The sequence below is a fragment of the Oceanisphaera arctica genome (assembly GCF_002936955.1).
Taxonomy (GTDB): Bacteria; Pseudomonadota; Gammaproteobacteria; order Enterobacterales; family Aeromonadaceae; genus Oceanimonas; species Oceanimonas arctica.
Genome location: NZ_MPZM01000004.1, coordinates 33,770 through 51,796 on the forward strand (window position 1 = coordinate 33,770; position 18,027 = coordinate 51,796).

At 58.4% G+C, this 18,027-nt stretch carries 19 protein-coding genes; 2 read left to right on the plus strand and 17 right to left on the minus strand.

What is annotated here, in order from left to right:
• Positions 1-70 precede the first annotated feature (70 nt).
• The 16 genes from pepB to queA form a co-directional block, all read right to left on the minus strand.
• A complete protein-coding gene (pepB, locus tag UN63_RS02995; protein WP_104485298.1) occupies positions 71-1,375 on the minus strand; it encodes an aminopeptidase PepB in 1,305 nt (434 codons plus the stop codon).
• Positions 1,376-1,614: 239 nt separating this feature from the next.
• Positions 1,615-1,815: a Fe-S cluster assembly protein IscX gene (gene iscX / locus UN63_RS03000; protein WP_104485299.1), complete on the minus strand. Its 201-nt coding sequence runs from the start codon at positions 1,813-1,815 to the stop codon at positions 1,615-1,617.
• A 12-nt stretch (positions 1,816-1,827) separates the two neighbouring features.
• Positions 1,828-2,166 (minus strand): ISC system 2Fe-2S type ferredoxin, encoded by a 339-nt coding sequence (gene fdx, locus UN63_RS03005; protein WP_104485300.1) that lies wholly within the window; start codon positions 2,164-2,166, stop codon positions 1,828-1,830.
• A 2-nt stretch (positions 2,167-2,168) separates the two neighbouring features.
• Complete coding sequence (hscA, locus tag UN63_RS03010; RefSeq protein WP_104485301.1) at positions 2,169-4,013, minus strand: Fe-S protein assembly chaperone HscA; 1,845 nt, start codon at positions 4,011-4,013, stop codon at positions 2,169-2,171.
• Between the two features lie 5 nt (positions 4,014-4,018).
• Positions 4,019-4,537, minus strand: coding sequence for a co-chaperone HscB (gene hscB, locus UN63_RS03015; RefSeq protein WP_104485302.1), 519 nt, complete (start codon positions 4,535-4,537; stop codon positions 4,019-4,021).
• Between the two features lie 10 nt (positions 4,538-4,547).
• The gene (iscA, locus tag UN63_RS03020) at positions 4,548-4,871 is read right to left on the minus strand and encodes an iron-sulfur cluster assembly protein IscA (protein ID WP_104485303.1); all 324 of its coding nucleotides are present in this window, start codon (positions 4,869-4,871) and stop codon (positions 4,548-4,550) included.
• Between the two features lie 12 nt (positions 4,872-4,883).
• Positions 4,884-5,270 (minus strand): Fe-S cluster assembly scaffold IscU, encoded by a 387-nt coding sequence (gene iscU, locus UN63_RS03025; protein ID WP_104485304.1) that lies wholly within the window; start codon positions 5,268-5,270, stop codon positions 4,884-4,886.
• 39 nt (positions 5,271-5,309) lie between these two features.
• A complete protein-coding gene (locus UN63_RS03030) occupies positions 5,310-6,524 on the minus strand; it encodes an IscS subfamily cysteine desulfurase (RefSeq protein WP_104485305.1) in 1,215 nt (404 codons plus the stop codon).
• Positions 6,525-6,613: 89 nt separating this feature from the next.
• Positions 6,614-7,072, minus strand: coding sequence for a Fe-S cluster assembly transcriptional regulator IscR (gene iscR, locus UN63_RS03035; protein WP_104485306.1), 459 nt, complete (start codon positions 7,070-7,072; stop codon positions 6,614-6,616).
• A gap of 97 nt (positions 7,073-7,169) precedes the next feature.
• Complete coding sequence (trmJ, locus tag UN63_RS03040; protein ID WP_104485307.1) at positions 7,170-7,895, minus strand: tRNA (cytosine(32)/uridine(32)-2'-O)-methyltransferase TrmJ; 726 nt, start codon at positions 7,893-7,895, stop codon at positions 7,170-7,172.
• A gap of 358 nt (positions 7,896-8,253) precedes the next feature.
• Positions 8,254-9,129 carry a lipoprotein NlpI gene (gene nlpI, locus UN63_RS03045; RefSeq protein ID WP_308428096.1) on the minus strand — a complete coding sequence of 292 codons (876 nt, stop codon included), beginning with the start codon at positions 9,127-9,129 and terminating at the stop codon, positions 8,254-8,256.
• Between the two features lie 118 nt (positions 9,130-9,247).
• Positions 9,248-10,192 (minus strand): protein translocase subunit SecF, encoded by a 945-nt coding sequence (gene secF / locus UN63_RS03050; RefSeq protein WP_104485309.1) that lies wholly within the window; start codon positions 10,190-10,192, stop codon positions 9,248-9,250.
• Positions 10,193-10,203: 11 nt separating this feature from the next.
• Entirely contained in the window at positions 10,204-12,057 is a 1,854-nt protein-coding gene (secD, locus tag UN63_RS03055; protein WP_104485310.1) for a protein translocase subunit SecD, read from the minus strand.
• Between the two features lie 21 nt (positions 12,058-12,078).
• Positions 12,079-12,405, minus strand: coding sequence for a preprotein translocase subunit YajC (yajC, locus tag UN63_RS03060; RefSeq protein ID WP_104485311.1), 327 nt, complete (start codon positions 12,403-12,405; stop codon positions 12,079-12,081).
• 163 nt (positions 12,406-12,568) lie between these two features.
• Complete coding sequence (gene tgt / locus UN63_RS03065; RefSeq protein WP_104485312.1) at positions 12,569-13,714, minus strand: tRNA guanosine(34) transglycosylase Tgt; 1,146 nt, start codon at positions 13,712-13,714, stop codon at positions 12,569-12,571.
• 173 nt (positions 13,715-13,887) lie between these two features.
• Positions 13,888-14,949: a tRNA preQ1(34) S-adenosylmethionine ribosyltransferase-isomerase QueA gene (queA, locus tag UN63_RS03070; protein ID WP_104485313.1), complete on the minus strand. Its 1,062-nt coding sequence runs from the start codon at positions 14,947-14,949 to the stop codon at positions 13,888-13,890.
• A 179-nt stretch (positions 14,950-15,128) separates the two neighbouring features.
• On the opposite strand from queA, the gene UN63_RS03075 reads away from it, so the two are divergent.
• Positions 15,129-15,635, plus strand: a complete 507-nt coding sequence (locus tag UN63_RS03075) for a CBS domain-containing protein (protein ID WP_104485314.1) — start codon at positions 15,129-15,131, stop codon at positions 15,633-15,635.
• Positions 15,632-16,225 carry an acyl carrier protein phosphodiesterase gene (locus tag UN63_RS03080; protein ID WP_104485315.1) on the plus strand — a complete coding sequence of 198 codons (594 nt, stop codon included), beginning with the start codon at positions 15,632-15,634 and terminating at the stop codon, positions 16,223-16,225. The genes UN63_RS03075 and UN63_RS03080 overlap by 4 nt, the downstream gene beginning before the upstream one ends.
• On the opposite strand, the gene UN63_RS03085 is transcribed toward UN63_RS03080, so the two are convergent.
• A complete protein-coding gene (locus UN63_RS03085) occupies positions 16,195-18,018 on the minus strand; it encodes a protein kinase domain-containing protein (protein ID WP_104485316.1) in 1,824 nt (607 codons plus the stop codon). The genes UN63_RS03080 and UN63_RS03085 overlap by 31 nt on opposite strands.
• Positions 18,019-18,027 lie beyond the last annotated feature (9 nt).

Below are 18,027 nucleotides of genomic sequence, written 5' to 3' on the forward strand. Positions count from 1 at the left end.
CGGTGGAGCGGGCCCTTTGTCCGACCTTTACAGAGCAACCGAATAGATCAGTTATTTAAGCTGCTTGGTATTAGTCGATGCCTGCGCATACCTGGGCCAGCATGGCGGCGATGGTGCGCACTCCGTGGCCCTTGCCACCGGCTGCCCACAGATCGTTGGCCGACTTCTGGTAAGAACCGGCCAAGTCCATGTGTACCCACTGGCAGCCGCTTTCCGGTACGAAGCGCGATAGGAAGGCCGCCGCAGTGGAGGCCCCGGCCATGCCTTCGCCGCCATGAATATTGGCCATGTCGGCAAACGAAGAGGTCAGCTGGCCCACGTGGAATGGCTCCAGCGGCAGATGCCAGGCTTTTTCATACTCGGCTCTGGCCGCCTGTACCGTGCTCTGGGCCAATGCTTCGTCCATGCTGAACACGGCGTTGTAATCCCGGCCCAGCGCCATCTTGGCGGCGCCGGTCAGGGTAGCCGCATCCAGGATAAAGGGCGCACCGGTGGCGCTGGCCGCCAGCAGACCGTCGGCCAGTACCAGGCGGCCTTCCGCATCGGTGTTGAGGATCTCGACCGTGATGCCGTTCTTGTAGGTGAGGATGTCACCCAGCTTGAAGGCATGGCCGGAGACCAGGTTTTCGGCACAGCACAGGAACAGCTTGACCCGCTGCTTCAGGCCGCGCTGAATGGCCAGCGCCAGGGCGCCGGTCACGGTGGCGGCGCCGCCCATGTCGGACTTCATCACCGACATGCCGTCGGACGACTTGAGGCTGTAACCGCCGGAGTCGAAGGTAATGCCCTTGCCCACCAGCGCCGCGGCGACCGGCGCATTGGCTTCGCCAGTCGGGTTGAAGTCCAGCTCCAGCAGGGTGGGCGGACGTTCGCTGCCCCGGCCGACTTCATAGATACCCACATAACCCAGATCCCTGAGCTGCTCGCCGCTATAGGTGCGGTAGGTGACCGCACTGGGGGCCAGCGATTGAATGAACTTGCCCGCTTCGGCTGCCAGGAAGGCAGGATAAACCTCTTCCGGGGTGCCGTTGATCATTTTCCGTACCCAGCGAGACGAGGTGTTGCGTGCCTCAAGCTCGGTCAGCTCATCCGCCGCCATCTCGCCCCATTCCAGCTGCTGTCCGCCACGAGCGTTGTAGAAGCCCTGGGCAAAGGCCCAGCGACTTTCCAATTGCCAGCCATCTCCGCTCAGCCGTACCGCCTTGATGCCCATTGCATCGAGCTTGCGCCCCGCCTGTTGCGCCTTGCGCTCCTGTTCGGCGGCGTTGGGCACATGCACCCGGGCTTCATCATCCTTAAAACTCAACAATGCCTTGTCTCCCCACTGGGCTGGGGCGTTTTCGGCACAGAGCACGACATTCATCATTGCTGGCATGGTCATTCCTTGTTCTGTTGACAGAAAAACGGAAAAAGCCACAGAAGAACTGTGGCCTCAAAACAGCGGTAAGCGTTGAGCTAGAAGCTGTAAGTCACACAATCGCGGCTGAATGAGCTGCGATGTGTTTGTCAATTCCGCGAAACTTGAAGGTTTGCGCCGAAAGAATCGCCGCCTGAAAAACCAACAACCATAAGCCCAAATCCACCAACCACTCGGGCAGCTTACGGCTTCAAGCTTTATTCATATTCATCCATCCAGACCATGATGATGGCCTCGAGGATGCGTTCGCTGGAATGGGCTGGATCGTCGTCAAAGTCTTCCAGCTCGCAGATCCACTGATGCAAGTCGGTAAAGCGCACCGTTTTGGGATCCGTCTCCGGATAAGCCTCCATCAGCTCTAGTGCGATGTCACGACTGTCAGTCCATTTAAGACTCATACACCCTCCTGATCAATGGCCTTCGGATACCATGTTCACGGTATATTTGGGGATTTCGACCACCAGATCCTCTTCACTGACCCGGGCCTGGCATCCCAGGCGCGACTCGGGCTCGAGTCCCCAGGCCTTGTCCAGCATATCGTCTTCCAGCTCGCAGCTTTCTTCCAGCGAGTCGAAGCCCTCCCGCACTATGACATGACAGGTAGTACAGGCACAGGATTTTTCACAGGCGTGCTCAATGTCGATACCATTGCGCAGGGCCACGTCCAGTACGGTTTCACCCAGCTTGGCCTCGAGCGCGGCCCCTTCGGGGCACAGCTCGGCATGGGGCAGAAAAACTATCTTCGGCATCGTTACACCTTATCCACACGTTGACCGGCCAGCGCCCGGCGAATGGAGGCATCCATGCGGCGGGCGGCAAAATCGGCCGTTTGCTTATCGGTTTCTTCTATCGCCACCTTGATGGCGGCCAGATCCTGCCCTTCGGCGCTGCGCTGCAGCGACTCGACACAAGCCAGGATATCGGCACGTTCCTGCTCGTTGAGCAATTCGTCACCGTCGGTGGCCAGGGCACTGATGATATTTTCAATCACCCGCGCCGCTTCCACTTTCTGTTCGGCCAGCATGCGGGCATCGATATCTTCTTTGGCATGTTCAAAAGACGCGGTCAGCATGGTGGCGATATCTGCTTCGTTCAGCCCGTAAGAGGGTTTCACCTCGATGGCGGCCTGTACCCCGGAGGACTTTTCCATGGCGCTGACCGACAAAAGACCGTCTGCATCCACCTGAAAGGTCACGCGAATATGGGCGGCACCGGCGGCCATAGGCGGAATATCGGTCAGGTTGAAGCGAGCCAGGGAGCGACAGTCGGCCACAAGCTCGCGTTCACCCTGCACCACATGAATGGCCATGGCGGTCTGACCGTCCTTGAAGGTGGTGAATTCCTGGGCCCGAGCCACCGGTATCGTGGTGTTGCGGGGAATGATCTTCTCCACCAGGCCGCCCATGGTTTCCAGACCCAGCGATAGCGGGATAACGTCCAGCAGCAGCATGTCACTGTCAGGCTTGTTGCCGATCAGCACATCGGCCTGAATAGAGGCGCCGATGGCGACCACCTTGTCCGGATCCAGGCTGGTCAGGGGCTCGCGGTCGAAAAACTCGCCGACCCGCTCGCGCACCAGCGGTACTCGGGTAGAGCCGCCGACCATGACCACTTCTTTGACTTCAGCCGCGGTCACGCCCGCATCCTTCAAGGCCCGACGACAAGCCATCAGGGTCTTGTTGACCCAAGGCAGAATCAGCGCATCAAAGTCGGCCCGAGTCAGGGTGCCTTGCCAGCCTTCCCAGCTGACCGACACCGTCTCGCTGTCGGTCAGGGCCTGCTTGGCGGCGCAGGCGGCGTCCAGCAGATTACGCTGCTGGGTCGGGTTCAGCTCGGTAATATTGGCCTGTTGCTGGATCCAGTCGGCCAGCACATGATCGAAGTCATCGCCGCCCAGGGCCGAGTCGCCGCCGGTGGCCAGCACTTCGAACACGCCACGATGCAGGCGCAGAATGGAGATGTCGAAGGTACCGCCACCCAGGTCATAGACCGCAATCACCCCTTCCTGACCGGAGTCCAGGCCGTAGGCGATGGCGGCGGCGGTGGGCTCGTTGAGCAGCCGCAGCACCTCGAGACCGGCCAGTCGGGCCGCGTCCTTGGTACCCTGGCGCTGGGCATCATCGAAATAGGCTGGCACCGTAATCACAGCACCCTGTATCGGGTTGCCCAGGCTGTGTTCGGCACGCGCAGCCAGGGTCTTCAGAATTTCGGCCGAGACCTGCACCGGATTGACCGCGCCCTGAGGCGTGTTAAGCTCGATCACGCCGTTGCCGGTTTCCTTGAAAGAATAAGGCAGCCGCTGGCGGGGAATATCCGCCAGGGCCTTGCCCATCATCCGTTTCACCGAGACGATGGTGTGTTGCGGGTCCAGTTCGGCTTCGTGCTTGGCATCGAAGCCAACCCGCAGTGCGTCCCGGGTGTAATGCACCACAGAGGGCAGCAAATCGCGCCCCTGCTCATCAGTCAGGGTCTCGGGCAGGCCGCTGCGAACCACAGCCACCAATGAGTTGGTGGTACCGAGATCGATACCGACCGCCCACTTGTGTTCGTGAGGAGCCGCGCTCTGGCCCGGCTCGGAAATTTGTAATAATGCCATGAGGTTCAGAATTCCTGCTGCGCATCTTCCAAACGTTCGAGTTCGGCATGCAGCTTGGTCATGAATTTAAGTTTGCGCACCGTATCGGCGGCCTCCGGCCACTGGGTCGAGCCGAGCAGTTGCTCGAGCTCGGCATAGTATTCGGCAGACACCTGTTGCAGTTCCCGATCGAAGGCCATGATGGCACCAAACACATCCTGAGCGGCCGGGATTTCTTCCAGCTGTTCACGCCATTCCATCTGTTGCATCAGAAACAGCGGATCTTTCAGGGTTTGTTGTTCGGCACGAATGTCGACGCCCTGCAAAGACAGCAGGTACTCGGCACGATTCAGGGGGTGCTTGAGGGTGGTGAACGCATCATTGATATGGGCGGCACGCTGTACCGCCTGAAGACGCTCCCGCTCTGGGCGGGAGGCAAACTTGTCGGGATGGAACTGCATCTGCAGCTGGCGATAGGTGTCGGCCAGTGTCTGGCTGTCGAGGGCAAACTCTGCCGGTAAGCCAAACAGCTCGAAGTAGTTCATGCCGGGGTCCTTAAACGTTAAAGCTTTCGCCGCAACCACATTCCCCGTCGATATTGGGGTTGTTGAATTTAAAGCCCTCGTTCAGGCCTTCCTTCGCGAAGTCGAGCTCGGTGCCGTCCAGATACACCAGACTCTTGCTGTCGACGATCACCTTGACCTCGCCATGCTCGAACACCTGGTCGCCTTCGGACAATTCGTCGACGAATTCCAGCACATAGGCCAGGCCGGAGCAGCCAGAGGTCTTGACCCCCAGCCGTAGTCCCAGGCCCTTGCCTCTGTTGTTCAGAAAAGTCTGCACCCGTTGTGCAGCCGCATCGGTAATGGTGATCGCCATGGTGTCTCCGTCTTACGCCAGGTTTTTCTTCTTCTTGTAATCGTCAATCGCAGCCTTGATGGCATCCTCTGCCAGAATGGAGCAGTGGATTTTCACCGGCGGCAGGGCCAACTCTTCCGCAATCTGGGTATTCTTGATGCTGGCCGCTTCTTCCAGGTTCTTGCCTTTTACCCACTCGGTGATGAGCGAGCTGGAGGCGATGGCAGAGCCACAGCCGTAGGTCTTGAACTTGGCGTCTTCGATGATGCCATCGTCGCTGATCTTCAACTGCAGCTTCATCACGTCGCCACAGGCCGGCGCACCGACCATACCGGTCGCTACGTTAGGATCGTTTTTGTCGAAACCACCGACGTTACGGGGGTTTTCATAGTGGTCTATTACTTTTTCGCTGTAAGCCATGATTTAATTCCTCACCCATGCTTCAATGATTTAGACACCTTAATGGTGTGCCCATTCAACCTGATCCAGATCTATTCCGTCCTTGAACATTTCCCACAGCGGAGACATGTCACGCAGACGACCGATGGCCTCGTTGACCAGGCCCACGGCGTAGTCAATCTGTTCTTCGGTAGTGAAACGACCGATGCTGAAGCGGATGGAGCTGTGTGCCAGCTCGTCGTTCAGTCCCAGGGCACGCAATACATAGGAAGGCTCCAGGCTGGCCGAGGTACAGGCCGAACCGGAAGAGACCGCCAGATCCTTCAGTGCCATGATCAGCGACTCACCTTCTACATAGGCGAAACTGATGTTGAATATGCCCGGTACCCGTTGTTCCAGGTCGCCGTTGACATAGACTTCTTCGATATTCTTGACACCGTCATACAGACGGTTGCGCAGCGCCAGAATACGCTCGCCTTCGGCGTGCATTTCTTCTTTGGCAATACGGAAGGCTTCACCCATGCCGGCGATTTGGTGCGTTGCCAGGGTACCGGAGCGCATGCCGCGCTCGTGGCCGCCACCGTGCATCTGGGCTTCCAGACGAACGCGGGGCTTACGGCAGACATAGAGGGCGCCGATGCCTTTGGGGCCATAAATCTTGTGGGCGGACAGAGACAGCAGATCGATGTTCATGTCTTGCACGTCGATGTCGGTCTTGCCGGCGCTCTGGGCGGCGTCCACATGAAACATGATTTTGCGACTGCGGCACAGTTCGCCGATGGCCTTGACGTCCTGAATCACGCCGGTTTCGTTGTTCACGTGCATGATGCTCACCAGAATGGTGTCATCGCGCATGGCATTTTCGATTTGTGCCAGGGTGAACAGGCCGTTGGGCTGGGGCTCGAGGTAGGTGACCTCGAAGCCTTCGCGTTCCAGCTGGCGACAGGGATCCAGTACTGCCTTGTGCTCGGTCTTGGAGGTAATAATGTGCTTACCTTTTTTACCGTAAAAATTGGCAATACCCTTGATGGCCAGGTTATCGGATTCGGTTGCACCGGAAGTGAACACGATTTCGCGAGGGTCGGCATTGATCAGGTCAGCAATCTGATTACGGGCAATATCGACCAGCTCTTCCGCCTGCCAGCCGAAGCGGTGCGAGCGGGAAGCCGGGTTACCGAAAATACCGTCTTGAGTCAGGCATTGCATCATTTTTTCGGCGACGCGAGGGTCTACCGGGCAGGTAGCCGCATAGTCGAGATAAATGGGCAGTTTCATCATATTCTCCGTTCAACGCTGCCCTGTTCGGCAGTCTTGTCATCGACATTTAAAATTGAATGTTTCAGGCTCACTTGCTGCTGCTCGGGCTACTCCAGAGTCAACAGGCTCAGATTACTGTCTTGCTGCCCGGAAATCCGCCGGACGTCTTGCTGGTTAACCAGCTCGGCCAGGCTGATACCGTCGAGAAAGTTACTGATCCGGTCACTGAGCGCACACCAGAGCGAGTGTGTCAGGCACTGGTTACCACTCTGGCAGTCCCCTTTACCCTGACACTTGGTGGCATCCACCGACTCGTCGACGGCGGCGATGACCGCCCCCACCGAAATAGCGTCCGGCTTCATACCCAGCAGATAACCGCCACCGGGGCCACGTACACTGCTGACCAGACCATGCTTGCGCAAGCGGGCGAACAGCTGCTCGAGGTAAGACAGGGAAATACCCTGACGCTCGGATATATGAGCCAAGGACACGGGGCCGGTATCACCGTGCAATGCCACATCCAGCATGGCAGTTACCGCGTAACGTCCTTTTGATGTCAGTCTCATGTGATTAAACCGTTTCCAGACATGGGCTCAGGGTGTCATACCCGAGTGTTTCAGTCAAGTATAAGTCCGACCAAAACACTCGGCTATTCAACTCCCGTTAGCGACCCTTTTTCTGTACCGACGTCAGGATACCGCGCAGTATGTTCAGCTCAAAATCTTCCGGTCTGGCCCGGTTGAACAAACGTCGCAGTTTGGTCATCACCTGTCCCGGATGGGGTTGAATGATAAAGCCGGTTTCCAGCAGGGTTTGCTCCAGATGCTGATAGAAGCGTTCCAGATCTTCGGACAATGGGTAGTCCTGTTCGGTCTCGGTTACGGCACCCTCTCCCTGCTCCCGCGCCAGCCAGGCCATGCGCACTTCGTAACTCAGGGTCTGCACCGCCATCGCCAGGTTGAGCGAGCTGTATTCCGGGTTGGCCGGAATGGCCACGTGAAAATGGCACTGCTGCAACTCGTCGTTGGTGAGGCCGGTACGTTCCCGGCCAAACACCAATGCCACCTTGTGACGGGGGGCTTCGGCCATGACTTTTTCGCCCGCTTCCCGGGCATCCAGCATGGGCCAGGACCAGGTACGCGAACGCGCGCTGGTACCGATCACCAGGCCACAATCGGCCACGGCTTCGGCCAGGGTCGGCACTATGCGGGCTCTACCCAGAAGATCACTGGCGCTCGCGGCCAGAGAGATGGCCTGGCTGTCTGGAGGGCTGACCGGATCGACCAGCCACAATTCGCCCAGGCCCATGGTTTTCATGGCGCGGGCGGCAGAGCCGATATTGCCGGTGTGTGAGGTATTGACCAACACGATACGAACCTGATCAAGCATATTCACGGAATCCAACGGTGCTTAAGGCGCAGGATTCTAGCACAGTCGAAGGCAGCTGTAAGCTTTCAGCCCTAGGTGCTCAGCAGCCCGGGTCGCATGCGGGTATGAGGTGACGGTTTTGACTTTTGCCGACTTTGATGGCAGCAGGAAATCGGAGCTACGTATACGTCTGACGGTACAACTCCGGCTTATGGAAGAGGTTGCAGGGGTTGCCTCAGCCGACCGTCACATGCCAGGGACGGCATGTGACGAGCGTTACAAGGATGTGCTCGAAGCGCGTCGGAAGAGGCAACCCTGTTGCCTCTTCGTGCTACGAACCGTCTGACTTATGACCAAGAGACTGGCTTACCACTGTCTGTTAACGCTTGAGTCTGGCCTGCTCACCGATGAGATCCAGCTCCAGCAGTGAATAGCGATGTTCGACAAAGTCGTAGATATTGGTCGCCAGCGCCAGCTTGAAATACACCATTGCCTGCTCTGGCTGAGCGTTGCGCTGGGCCTGCTTGGCCAGATAGAAATAGGCTTCGCACAGACGTTCGGCCAGCTCCTGGTTATCCTCACTTTCTTCCGAGATGCGGTTGAGCAACTGTTCATCGCTCATTGTACCCAGATAGACATTGACGATATCCCAGGCCCACTCGTCGGAACCATGAGCCTGCTGATGGCTGCGTAACGCATCAAGCGCCGCTTCTTGATCCATCTGCTCCAACGCCAGATACCACCACAGCAGCCGATAAGGATCGGCAGGGTCTTCGTCCAGGAAGGTTTTCAGATCCCGTGCCGCCAGTGTGGGCCTGCCGCCGTAATACAGCGCAATGCCCCGGTTCAGGTTGGCGTAGGCGTAGTCCGGGGCCAGCTCCAGGGCCGAGTCGAAGGCTTCATAGGCTTCGTCGAACTCCTGATTCTGGGTCAGGTAGACGCCATTGAGGTTATAGGCATCGGCAAAATCGGGTCTATCCCGCAGGGCACGGTTAAAGTCCAGCCGGGCCATGGCCCGCAGGCCCACCCTATCGAATACCACGCCGCGCTGAAAAAACAGCTCGGCACGTTGCTCCGGCGTCAGCCCCGGTGAATTCAGCATTTGCCCCAGGCGGGCAATTCCCAGCTCACTTTCATAGGAAACCTGCATGGGTAGCGGCAGCACCAGAGTGGGAGTGACCACCCGAGGTGCGCTGCAACCGACTAGCATGAAACCAAGAAGAGCTAAAGGAGCGAGCAATAATCTGTCGTTCAAGACGGCTCCGAACTTGTCTTATTATGACCACATGTTATGCAGCTCCACGACATTTGTCATGTTGCAAATGCATTTCACAACAAAAAGGGGCCCGCCGGGCCCCTTTGGTATCATGCTGTCAGGGTAACGGCTCTTGGTCCGCCCCTTCCTTCTCTATCTGCGGTGGCAGCATATGCTCCCGCTGTACGCCGAGCAGCATGGCCCAGGCACTGGCGATATAGATGGACGAGTAGGTACCGAAGCCGATGCCCAGCAGCAGCGCGGTGGCAAAACCGTGGATCAGTGCACCGCCCTTGAGGAACAGCGCCACGACCACCACCAGCGTAGTGGCCGAGGTGATCAGGGTTCGGCTCAGGGTTTCGGTAATGGCCTCGTCAAACACCTCGGCGGTGCTGGTGTTGCGTACCCGGCGGAAGTTTTCCCGCACCCGGTCGAACACCACTATGGTGTCGTTGAGCGAATAGCCCACTACCGTCAACAGCGCCGCTACTATGGTCAGGTCTACCTCGATTTGCATCCAGGAGAACACACCCAGCGTAATAATCACATCGTGGGCCAGTGACAGAACGGCACCGGATGCCAGACGCCATTCGAAGCGCATGCCGACGTATAACAGGATACAGAGCAGCGCCACCAGAATGGCCAGTCCACCCTGCTCTGCCAGCTCGGCACCGATGGCAGGGCCGACAAACTCCAGCCGTTTCATCTCGACGGACGCAGACACCTCTGCCAAGGCAGCCATGACTGACTCGCCCTGCTGCTGCACATCCACGCCTTCCTGAGGCGCCAGGCGGATCAGCACATCCCGGCTGGTACCGAAGTTCTGTACGGTTGCACCGGACAGGCCGACCTGTTCGAGGTTATTACGCACCTCGTCCAGCTCGACCGCCTGTTCGAAGGCGGCTTCGACCACGGTACCACCGGTGAAGTCCAGGCCCCAATTCAGCCCCTTGGTAAAGAGGCTGAAAAAGCACAGCGCTATCAAGGCCAGCGACACGACCGTCGCCGCCTTCGAATAGTGCATGAAGCGAATGGGCGCCCGGGTTTTGAGGATCTCAAACATCGGTTATTTCCTCATATCGACAGTTTGCTGAGACGCTTTCCGCCCCAGAGCAGGTTAACCAGGGCCCGGGTACCGACGATGGCGGTAAACATGGAGGCGAGAATACCGATCATCAGGGTCACTGCGAAGCCCTTGATGGGGCCGGTACCGACCGCGAACAGTATGATGGCGGTGATCAGCGTAGTAATGTTGGCATCGGCAATGGTGCCGAGCGCCTTGTCGTAGCCGATATGAATCGCCTGCTGTACCCCGCGTCCGTCGCGTAGTTCCTCACGGATGCGCTCGAAAATCAGCACGTTGGCATCCACCGACATACCGATGGTCAGCACTATGCCGGCAATGCCCGGCAAGGTCATGGTTGCCCCCGGCACCATCGACATGACGCCGATGATGATCACCAGGTTGGCCAGCAGCGCCGCGTTGGCCACCAGGCCGAACTTGCGGTAATAGATAACCATGAACAACACCACCGCCAGCATGCCGTAGACCATGGCCATCAGGCCATTTTCCACGTTCTGCTTGCCGAGGCTCGGGCCTATGGTGCGCTCTTCCACTATCTGGATGGGCGCAATCAGGGCTCCGGCCCGCAGCAACAACGCCAGATTCTGGGCTTCTGCCATTGAATCGATGCCGGTGATGCGGAAACTGCGTCCCAGCCGGGACTGAATGGTGGCGACGTTGATCACTTCCTGCTGTTTGCGGAACTGGCGAGTGCCATCTTCATTCAGTTCATCGCCGGTTTTATACTCGGTAAACACCGTCGCCATGGGGCGGCCGACGTTATCCTTGGTAAAATCGGCCATGCGGCTGCCACCGGGGGCATCCAGGCTGATATTCACCTGAGGACGGCTGAACTCGTCCATGCCGGATGATGCATCGACGATATGCTCACCGGTCAGGATGACGCGCTTTTGCAACACCACTGGGCGACCGTCTCTGTCCCGCATCAGCTCGCTGTTGGGCGGTACCCGGCCCGAGTTGGCGGCGGCCACATCGGCATTTTCATCGACCAGACGGAATTCCAGAGTCGCGGTCGCGCCGAGGATTTCCTTGGCGCGGGCGGTGTCCTGAATACCCGGCAGCTGCACCACGATGCGCTCGGCACCCTGACGCTGTACCAGCGGCTCGGCCACGCCCAGCTCGTTAACCCGGTTGCGGATGATGGTGATATTCTGCTGCAGGGCGTACTCTTTCACTTCCTTCAGTCGCTGCTCGCTCATGACAGCGAACAGGCCGAAGGTCTCGCCGTTGTCACGTTCTGAGAACAACAGGCCCGGATAACGGCCACGCAGGTGGCTTATCGCCTTGTTACGGGTATCGGCGTCGCGGAAAACCACCAGGGTGCCACCGTCTTTCGCCAGTACACCGGAATAACGCAGACGCTCTTCACGCAGGTCGGTACGGAAGTCCTGCACCGTCTGCTCCTGCACCCGGCTCAGGGCTTCGTCCATGTCCACTTCCATCAGAAAGTGCACACCACCACGCAAGTCGAGACCCAGTTTGAGCGGGCCGGCGCCGATGGCTTCGAGCCAGGAGGGAGTTGAAGGAGCCAGGTTGAGGGCGGTGATGTAACCATCACCCAGAGTGTCCGCCACCAGATCCTTGCCCTTGAGCTGATCGTCGGTATTGCGGAAACGGATAAGTAACTGATCATCGGCCAGGGCGGCGCTTTTCACCGCTATGCCGGCTTTGCTTAGGGTCTGCTGAGCCTGAGACAGGACGGCAGGGGTAACCTGAGTGCCACGGGAGCCCGACACCTGCAACGCAGGGTCTTCACCAAATAGATTAGGTGCTGCATACAGAAAACTGATGGTGATCACGGCGATCACCATCAAGTATTTCCACAGCGGATATCGATTTAACACGCTGTGCTCCTCGACAGAGAATTAAAGGGACTGAATAGAACCCTTGGGAAGGACGGCAGAGATAAAGTCCTTTTTGATGGTGACCTGGCTCTGCTCGCTCAGGCTCAGCAATACATAGTCATTTTCTGCGGAGATTTTGGCAATCTTGCCTACCAGGCCGCCGTTGGTCAGCACTTCGTCGCCCTTGCTCAGGGAAGACATCAGGCTCTTGTGCTCTTTGACCCGCTTGGACTGGGGACGGAAAATCATGAAATAGAAGATCAGGCCGAACACAACCAGCATGATGATCATTTCCATACCGCCACCGGCGGCTCCGTCCTGGGCGTAAGCGTTGGAGATAATATCCATTCTTTTCAGTTCCTCGTTGATGGTTAAAAGTGTTAATGCATGGGGGCACCGGTGAGGGAAGGTACAGCACGTCGACACGCCATAAACCCATCCCTGGGGGCTCGGACATGCCATCCCTGGCATGTCACGGTCGACTTAGCTGACATCTTCCCTCACCCGTTCGTCATTCGCCGTCTTCACCTGCAGTCTGACCCAGTGGCGGCACGGGTTTATCCTGCCGCGCATAGAACTCAGCTACAAAGTCGTCTAATTTACCCTGCTCTATGGCTCCACGTAAACCTTCCATCACCCGTTGGTAGTAACGCAGGTTGTGAATGGTGTTTAAACGCGCACCCAGTATCTCGTTACACTTGTCCAGATGGTGCAGATAAGAACGCGAATAATTCTTGCAGGTGTAGCAATCGCAGTCTGCATCCAGCGGGCCGGTATCAATCTTGTGCTTGGCGTTACGGATCTTCACCACCCCTTCGGTGGTAAACAGATGGCCGTTACGGGCGTTGCGGGTCGGCATCACACAGTCGAACATGTCGATGCCGCGGCGCACCCCTTCCACCAGATCTTCCGGCTTGCCCACGCCCATCAGGTAACGAGGCTTGTCGGCCGGAATTTTTGGGCAGGTATGCTCCAGCACCTTATGCATTTCGTGCTTGGGCTCGCCTACCGCCAGGCCGCCTACGGCGTAACCGTCGAAGCCGATCTCGAGCAGACCGGTCAGCGACTCGTCACGCAGATCTTCGTAAACGCCGCCCTGAATGATGCCGAACAGGGCGTTTTTGTTGCCCTGCTTGTCGAAATGATCCCGCGAGCGCTTGGCCCAGCGCAGAGACATTTCCATCGACTTCTTGGCATCGATCCAGGTCGCAGGATAGGGGGTGCATTCGTCCATGATCATCACGACGTCGGAGCCCAGATCGTACTGGATTTCCATCGAGACTTCGGGTGACAGGAAAATCTTGTCGCCGTTGACCGGGTTACGGAAATAGACACCCTCTTCGGTGATCTTGCGGATGTCACCGAGGCTGAATACCTGGAAGCCGCCGGAGTCGGTGAGAATGGGCCCCTGCCAGTTCATGAAATCGTGCAGATCGCCGTGCAGCTTCATCACTTCCTGACCCGGGCGAACCCACAGGTGGAAGGTGTTGCCGAGCAGGATCTGGGCGCCGGTGTCGGCGACTTCTTCCGGGGTCATACCCTTGACGGTGCCATAAGTGCCCACTGGCATGAAGGCCGGGGTTTCTACCACGCCACGGTCGAAGATCAGGCGGCCACGGCGAGCGCGGCCATCGGTGGTTTGCAGTTCAAACTTCATCAGTTACCTCTTAGGTCAGAGAAACAGTCCGACCTTGTTTTTATGGGACTGGGGATTAGGGAATAGGGATTAGTTGTGGACGTCTGTAGGCCCGAATTTATTCGGGCAATACTGTCGGCGGCTGCCATTTTCGCCCCACTAAAGTGAGGCCTACAAACATCTCTAACCAGTCCCTAATCCCTATTCCCCAGTCCCTGTTGTCGAGTAATAAACATGGCGTCACCGTAGCTGAAGAAACGGTAACGTTCCGCCACCGCCTGCCGGTAGGCTTCCATGATGTGGTCATAGCCGGCGAAGGCACTGACCAGCATGATAAGGGTCGACTCGGGCAGGTGGAAATTGGTGACCATGGCGTCCACCAGCTGAAAACGGTAGCCGGGGTAGATAAATATATCGGTGTCGCCGTAAAAGGGCGCCAGCGGTTCGCCGTTTGCCATGGTGGCCCGGGCGGCGCTTTCCAGGGAACGTACCGAGGTGGTGCCCACGGCAATCACCCGGCCACCACGGGCACGGGTCGCTTCTATCTGCGCTACCACTTGTGGTGATACTTCGATGTATTCCGCATGCATCTTGTGCTCGAGCACCTGCTCGACCCGTACCGGCTGAAAGGTACCGGCGCCCACGTGCAGGGTAACGAACGCCAGTTCGGCGCCTTTGGCAGTCAGGGCATCCAGCAACGGCTGATCGAAGTGCAGGCCGGCAGTGGGCGCCGCCACGGCACCGGGCTTTTCGTTGTAAACGGTCTGGTAACGCTCTTTGTCGGCGTCGGTATCGGGCCGGTCGATATAGGGCGGCAGGGGCATGTGGCCCACCGCGTCGAGAATTTCGAGTACCGGTCTTTCGTCGTGGAATTCGATTTCAAAGAGGGCGTCGTGGCGAGCCAGCATGGTCGCCTGCACGTCCGGATCCAGGATCAGAGCGGTGCCCGGCTTGGGAGCCTTGGAGGCGCGTACATGCGCCAGCACCCGCTTGTCGTCCAGTACCCGCTCGATCAGCACTTCCAGCTTGCCGCCGCTGGCCTTGCGACCAAAGAGGCGGGCCGGGATCACCCGGGTATTGTTGAATACCAGCAAATCACCGGGGTTGACCAAATCCAGGATCTGACTGAATTGACCATGGGTGATGTCACCACCGTTACCGTTCAGCTGCAACAGCCGGCTGGCGGAACGTTCCGGCATTGGATGGCGGGCTATCAGTTCGTCGGGGAGCTCAAAGGAAAAATCGCGGACCAGCATACACAACCTCTTGTCATAACGGGCGCTAGTCTAGTGAGGCCGCCCCACGGGATCAAGGCAATTCGGCCGGGGTTAGGGCATAATGAGTATTCCTGACCGGTCATACCGGTGCCGTACGAGGTTACTCTTACCCCGCTTCCCGGTTAGGCTATCTTGATATAAAAGAAAGGAGAAAGATTATGCCCGCGATCGTCTCTGAAATTATGTCACGCAACGTCATCGGCCTTCCCCCCTCGGCCACCCTGGCCGAAGCCCGCACCCTGATGCAGCGCCATCATATCCGCCATCTGACGGTTCAGATGGAAGGTCGTCTGGTCGGGCTGGTCAGCCAGCGGGACATTCTGGCGGCGCAGGAGTCTAGCCTGGAACAGGGCACCAATGGCCACTTTCTGCAACAGCATCAGATTGCCGAGGTGATGGTGCACGATGTGACCACCGTCAGCCCCAGAGCCGGCATCCGCGAAGCCGCCCTCCATCTGCAAAAGTACAAATACGGCTGCCTGCCGGTGGTGGACAAGGGCAAACTGGTGGGCATAGTGACCGACAGCGATTTTGTTACCGTCGCCATTCACCTGCTGGAGGTTCTGGACGCCCAGCTAGCCGAACAATCGTTCGACGACTTCGATAAAGACGATCTGGACCTGTCGATGAGTCAGGAAGGCGCAGACGAACAGGAAACGCGTTGAATTATCTGGCCCACCTGCATCTGGCTCACTACAGCAATACCAGCCTGCCCGGCGCCCTGCTCGGTGAGTATGCCCGGGGCAGCATAGACACCCGTCTGCCTCCCTCCTTGCAGCTGGGCATTCAACTGCACCGACGCATCGACAGCTTTACCGATGCTCATCCTCTGCACGCCGGGGCGGTTCGCGCCCTGCCCAGCCCCTTTCGCCGCTATGGCGGCATCATCATGGACATGATGTTCGACCATTTTCTTGCCCGGCACTGGTCTCGCTATCACGCCTGGCGGCTTGACGACTTTATCGGCTACAGCCATCGGCAGTTGCAGCCGGATGAACATTGGCCGGAGGCCATGGTCACCCTGGTGGAGCGCCTCAAGCAATATCGGTTGCTGGCCAGCTACCAGAGCCTGGAGGGCATCACACTCGCCATCGCTCGCATCGATGGTCGTTTTCGCCGACCCACGCCCCTCCCCCTGTGTGCGCCATTGCTGGAGCAACAATATTCCGCCATGGAGCAGGCCTTTCTCGGCTTTTATCCCGAACTGCAGTCCTTTGTACTGGATCAGTCTCGGGCTCTGGGGTTGGCCGGATAGAATAGCGTCGGCTGCACCGGCTGGTGACTGAACAGCCGGGTGTTCTTGTGGGGCAGTTTCATGAAACCGCCCACCCCCTGATCGTCTATCTGTGGTATCAACTCCACTATTTGTCGCAACAGGCTGGCAAACTCCGCCTCGGCGGCGGCATCCAGCAGCCGGTAGTAGCTGTGCAACTTCATATACAGTGGCGTCACCTCGAAGATGATGCAGCCGGTGTGGTGAATGTCGTTCAACCGGCTGATCACCGCCATGATGGCGGCGGGTAGCACCAGCTGCTCGTCCGGATCCCGACCATCCTCGAAATAGGAATGCTGGCGGCTGGCATCAAGGGTGCTGGGGATGGCCGCCAACCGATAAGGAATGCGGGTGTCCGTGGTCGGCACAAAAGGCCGCTCCGGCGCCTCCCGGCTCAGATGGATTGTATTGCGGGCGTTGAACAGGCAGGCCTTGAACAAACCGACTTTATCGATGGCCCGGGCCAGCATCACCACGTTGCTGACCGCCAGCACAAAGGCGGGCTGCATCTCCTCGTCGTAGAGGTTGAGGCTGGAGTCGATATAGAGGCCGTCCGGCTGCCAGTGCACCGCCAGCCCACCCACCACCGGATAACGCCCCAATCGGCTGACCGCGGCCACGAAGGCTTTTTCGGTATCGCCCATACCCACCAGATAGTTTTTGTAATAACGCTCCAGCTGGGCATCGTCCACATAATGGATGCCCGCCTCCTCGCTGTGCTCGCGCAGAAAAGACTTGCGGGAGGAATAGACCACGGTATCCATCTCGTGGCGCTCGGGGCTGGTCCATACCGGCAGCATCGGGCTGTCATCAAACAGTTGCAATTCGGGCAACACCAGTCGTTTCAGCCGCGGCATCACGGCAATGAAATGATCCCCGGCCCGCCGCCGGAGCTCGACATCCTCCCCCAGTAACCCATCCAGCATCAGCGCAAACTCTTTCGGCAGCCCCAGGCTCACCGCCGGTATGGCTTGGCTACCAAAACGGCAAGACTGACCCGAGGCCAGCGCATAAAGGGTGGCGGCGACTCCCTGCTCGTCGAAGCGCGGGCAGCTCAAGGCTCCTTCCCGCTGCTCGGGCCCGATAAAATAGACATCCCCCAGCCGGGCATTGCTGTGCTGCAGGTCTGCCGACATCAGCTGCATCACATTGGTGGACACAAACTGTCCTTCCCTGTCGGTCTGAGCAAACACAGACGAGCCCCAGTCGACCAGGCAGATATGACCGCCGTCGGCATCAAACACTATATTGGAAGGCTTGATATCGCCGTGCACTATCGGAGCGGACTGCCCCTCTTTGCGGTGCTGGCGCAGGGCCTGCAGAATATCGGCCAGCTGGGCGGCAATATCGATCAACTGGCGGGGGGCCAGCCGCCCCCGGCGCAGGCTGTATTGCTCCAGATCCACACCTCTGGCCCGGCTCATCATCAGGATGCCCTGCTTCTTGAGCCGCTGATAGGTGATATAGGCAGGCACCCGGGGGTGCCGGACCCGCGATAACATATAGGCCTCGTCGGCCAGCCGCTCCCGGATATGTTCGGGCAGGGTGATACGGGAAAATTTGAAGGCGTACTCTTCCCCAGGCTCGGCGATGCCGGCAAAGGTGAAGCCGTAGGCGCCGTGGCCGACCAGGCTGATATGCCGGTAGCCCAGCTTTTCCAGCTGGCTCACGCACAAGGCAATCCAGTCTTTCAGTTTTCTGGCATCATTGGCATTGAGCAGGTAGATGGACTGCTCTTCGGGAATATAGAAGTTGCGCAGCCGATGGAGGCTCATGGTCAACGC

Bases quoted from the DNA above. Each gene is read 5' to 3' on its own strand.
- iscA (WP_104485303.1), bottom strand. From the start codon at position 4,871: ATGGCGATCACCATTACCGATGCGGCTGCACAACGGGTGCAGACTTTT.
- secF (WP_104485309.1), bottom strand. From the start codon at position 10,192: ATGTTTGAGATCCTCAAAACCCGGGCGCCCATTCGCTTCATGCACTAT.
- hscB (WP_104485302.1), bottom strand. From the start codon at position 4,537: ATGAACTACTTCGAGCTGTTTGGCTTACCGGCAGAGTTTGCCCTCGAC.
- iscR (WP_104485306.1), bottom strand. From the start codon at position 7,072: ATGAGACTGACATCAAAAGGACGTTACGCGGTAACTGCCATGCTGGAT.
- UN63_RS03075 (WP_104485314.1), top strand. From the start codon at position 15,129: ATGCCCGCGATCGTCTCTGAAATTATGTCACGCAACGTCATCGGCCTT.
- hscA (WP_104485301.1), bottom strand. From the start codon at position 4,013: ATGGCATTATTACAAATTTCCGAGCCGGGCCAGAGCGCGGCTCCTCAC.
- iscU (WP_104485304.1), bottom strand. From the start codon at position 5,270: ATGGCTTACAGCGAAAAAGTAATAGACCACTATGAAAACCCCCGTAAC.
- UN63_RS03085 (WP_104485316.1), bottom strand. From the start codon at position 18,018: ATGAGCCTCCATCGGCTGCGCAACTTCTATATTCCCGAAGAGCAGTCC.
- pepB (WP_104485298.1), bottom strand. From the start codon at position 1,375: ATGCCAGCAATGATGAATGTCGTGCTCTGTGCCGAAAACGCCCCAGCC.
- queA (WP_104485313.1), bottom strand. From the start codon at position 14,949: ATGCTGGTCCGCGATTTTTCCTTTGAGCTCCCCGACGAACTGATAGCC.
- trmJ (WP_104485307.1), bottom strand. From the start codon at position 7,895: ATGCTTGATCAGGTTCGTATCGTGTTGGTCAATACCTCACACACCGGC.
- fdx (WP_104485300.1), bottom strand. From the start codon at position 2,166: ATGCCGAAGATAGTTTTTCTGCCCCATGCCGAGCTGTGCCCCGAAGGG.
- yajC (WP_104485311.1), bottom strand. From the start codon at position 12,405: ATGGATATTATCTCCAACGCTTACGCCCAGGACGGAGCCGCCGGTGGC.
- UN63_RS03030 (WP_104485305.1), bottom strand. From the start codon at position 6,524: ATGAAACTGCCCATTTATCTCGACTATGCGGCTACCTGCCCGGTAGAC.
- tgt (WP_104485312.1), bottom strand. From the start codon at position 13,714: ATGAAGTTTGAACTGCAAACCACCGATGGCCGCGCTCGCCGTGGCCGC.
- iscX (WP_104485299.1), bottom strand. From the start codon at position 1,815: ATGAGTCTTAAATGGACTGACAGTCGTGACATCGCACTAGAGCTGATG.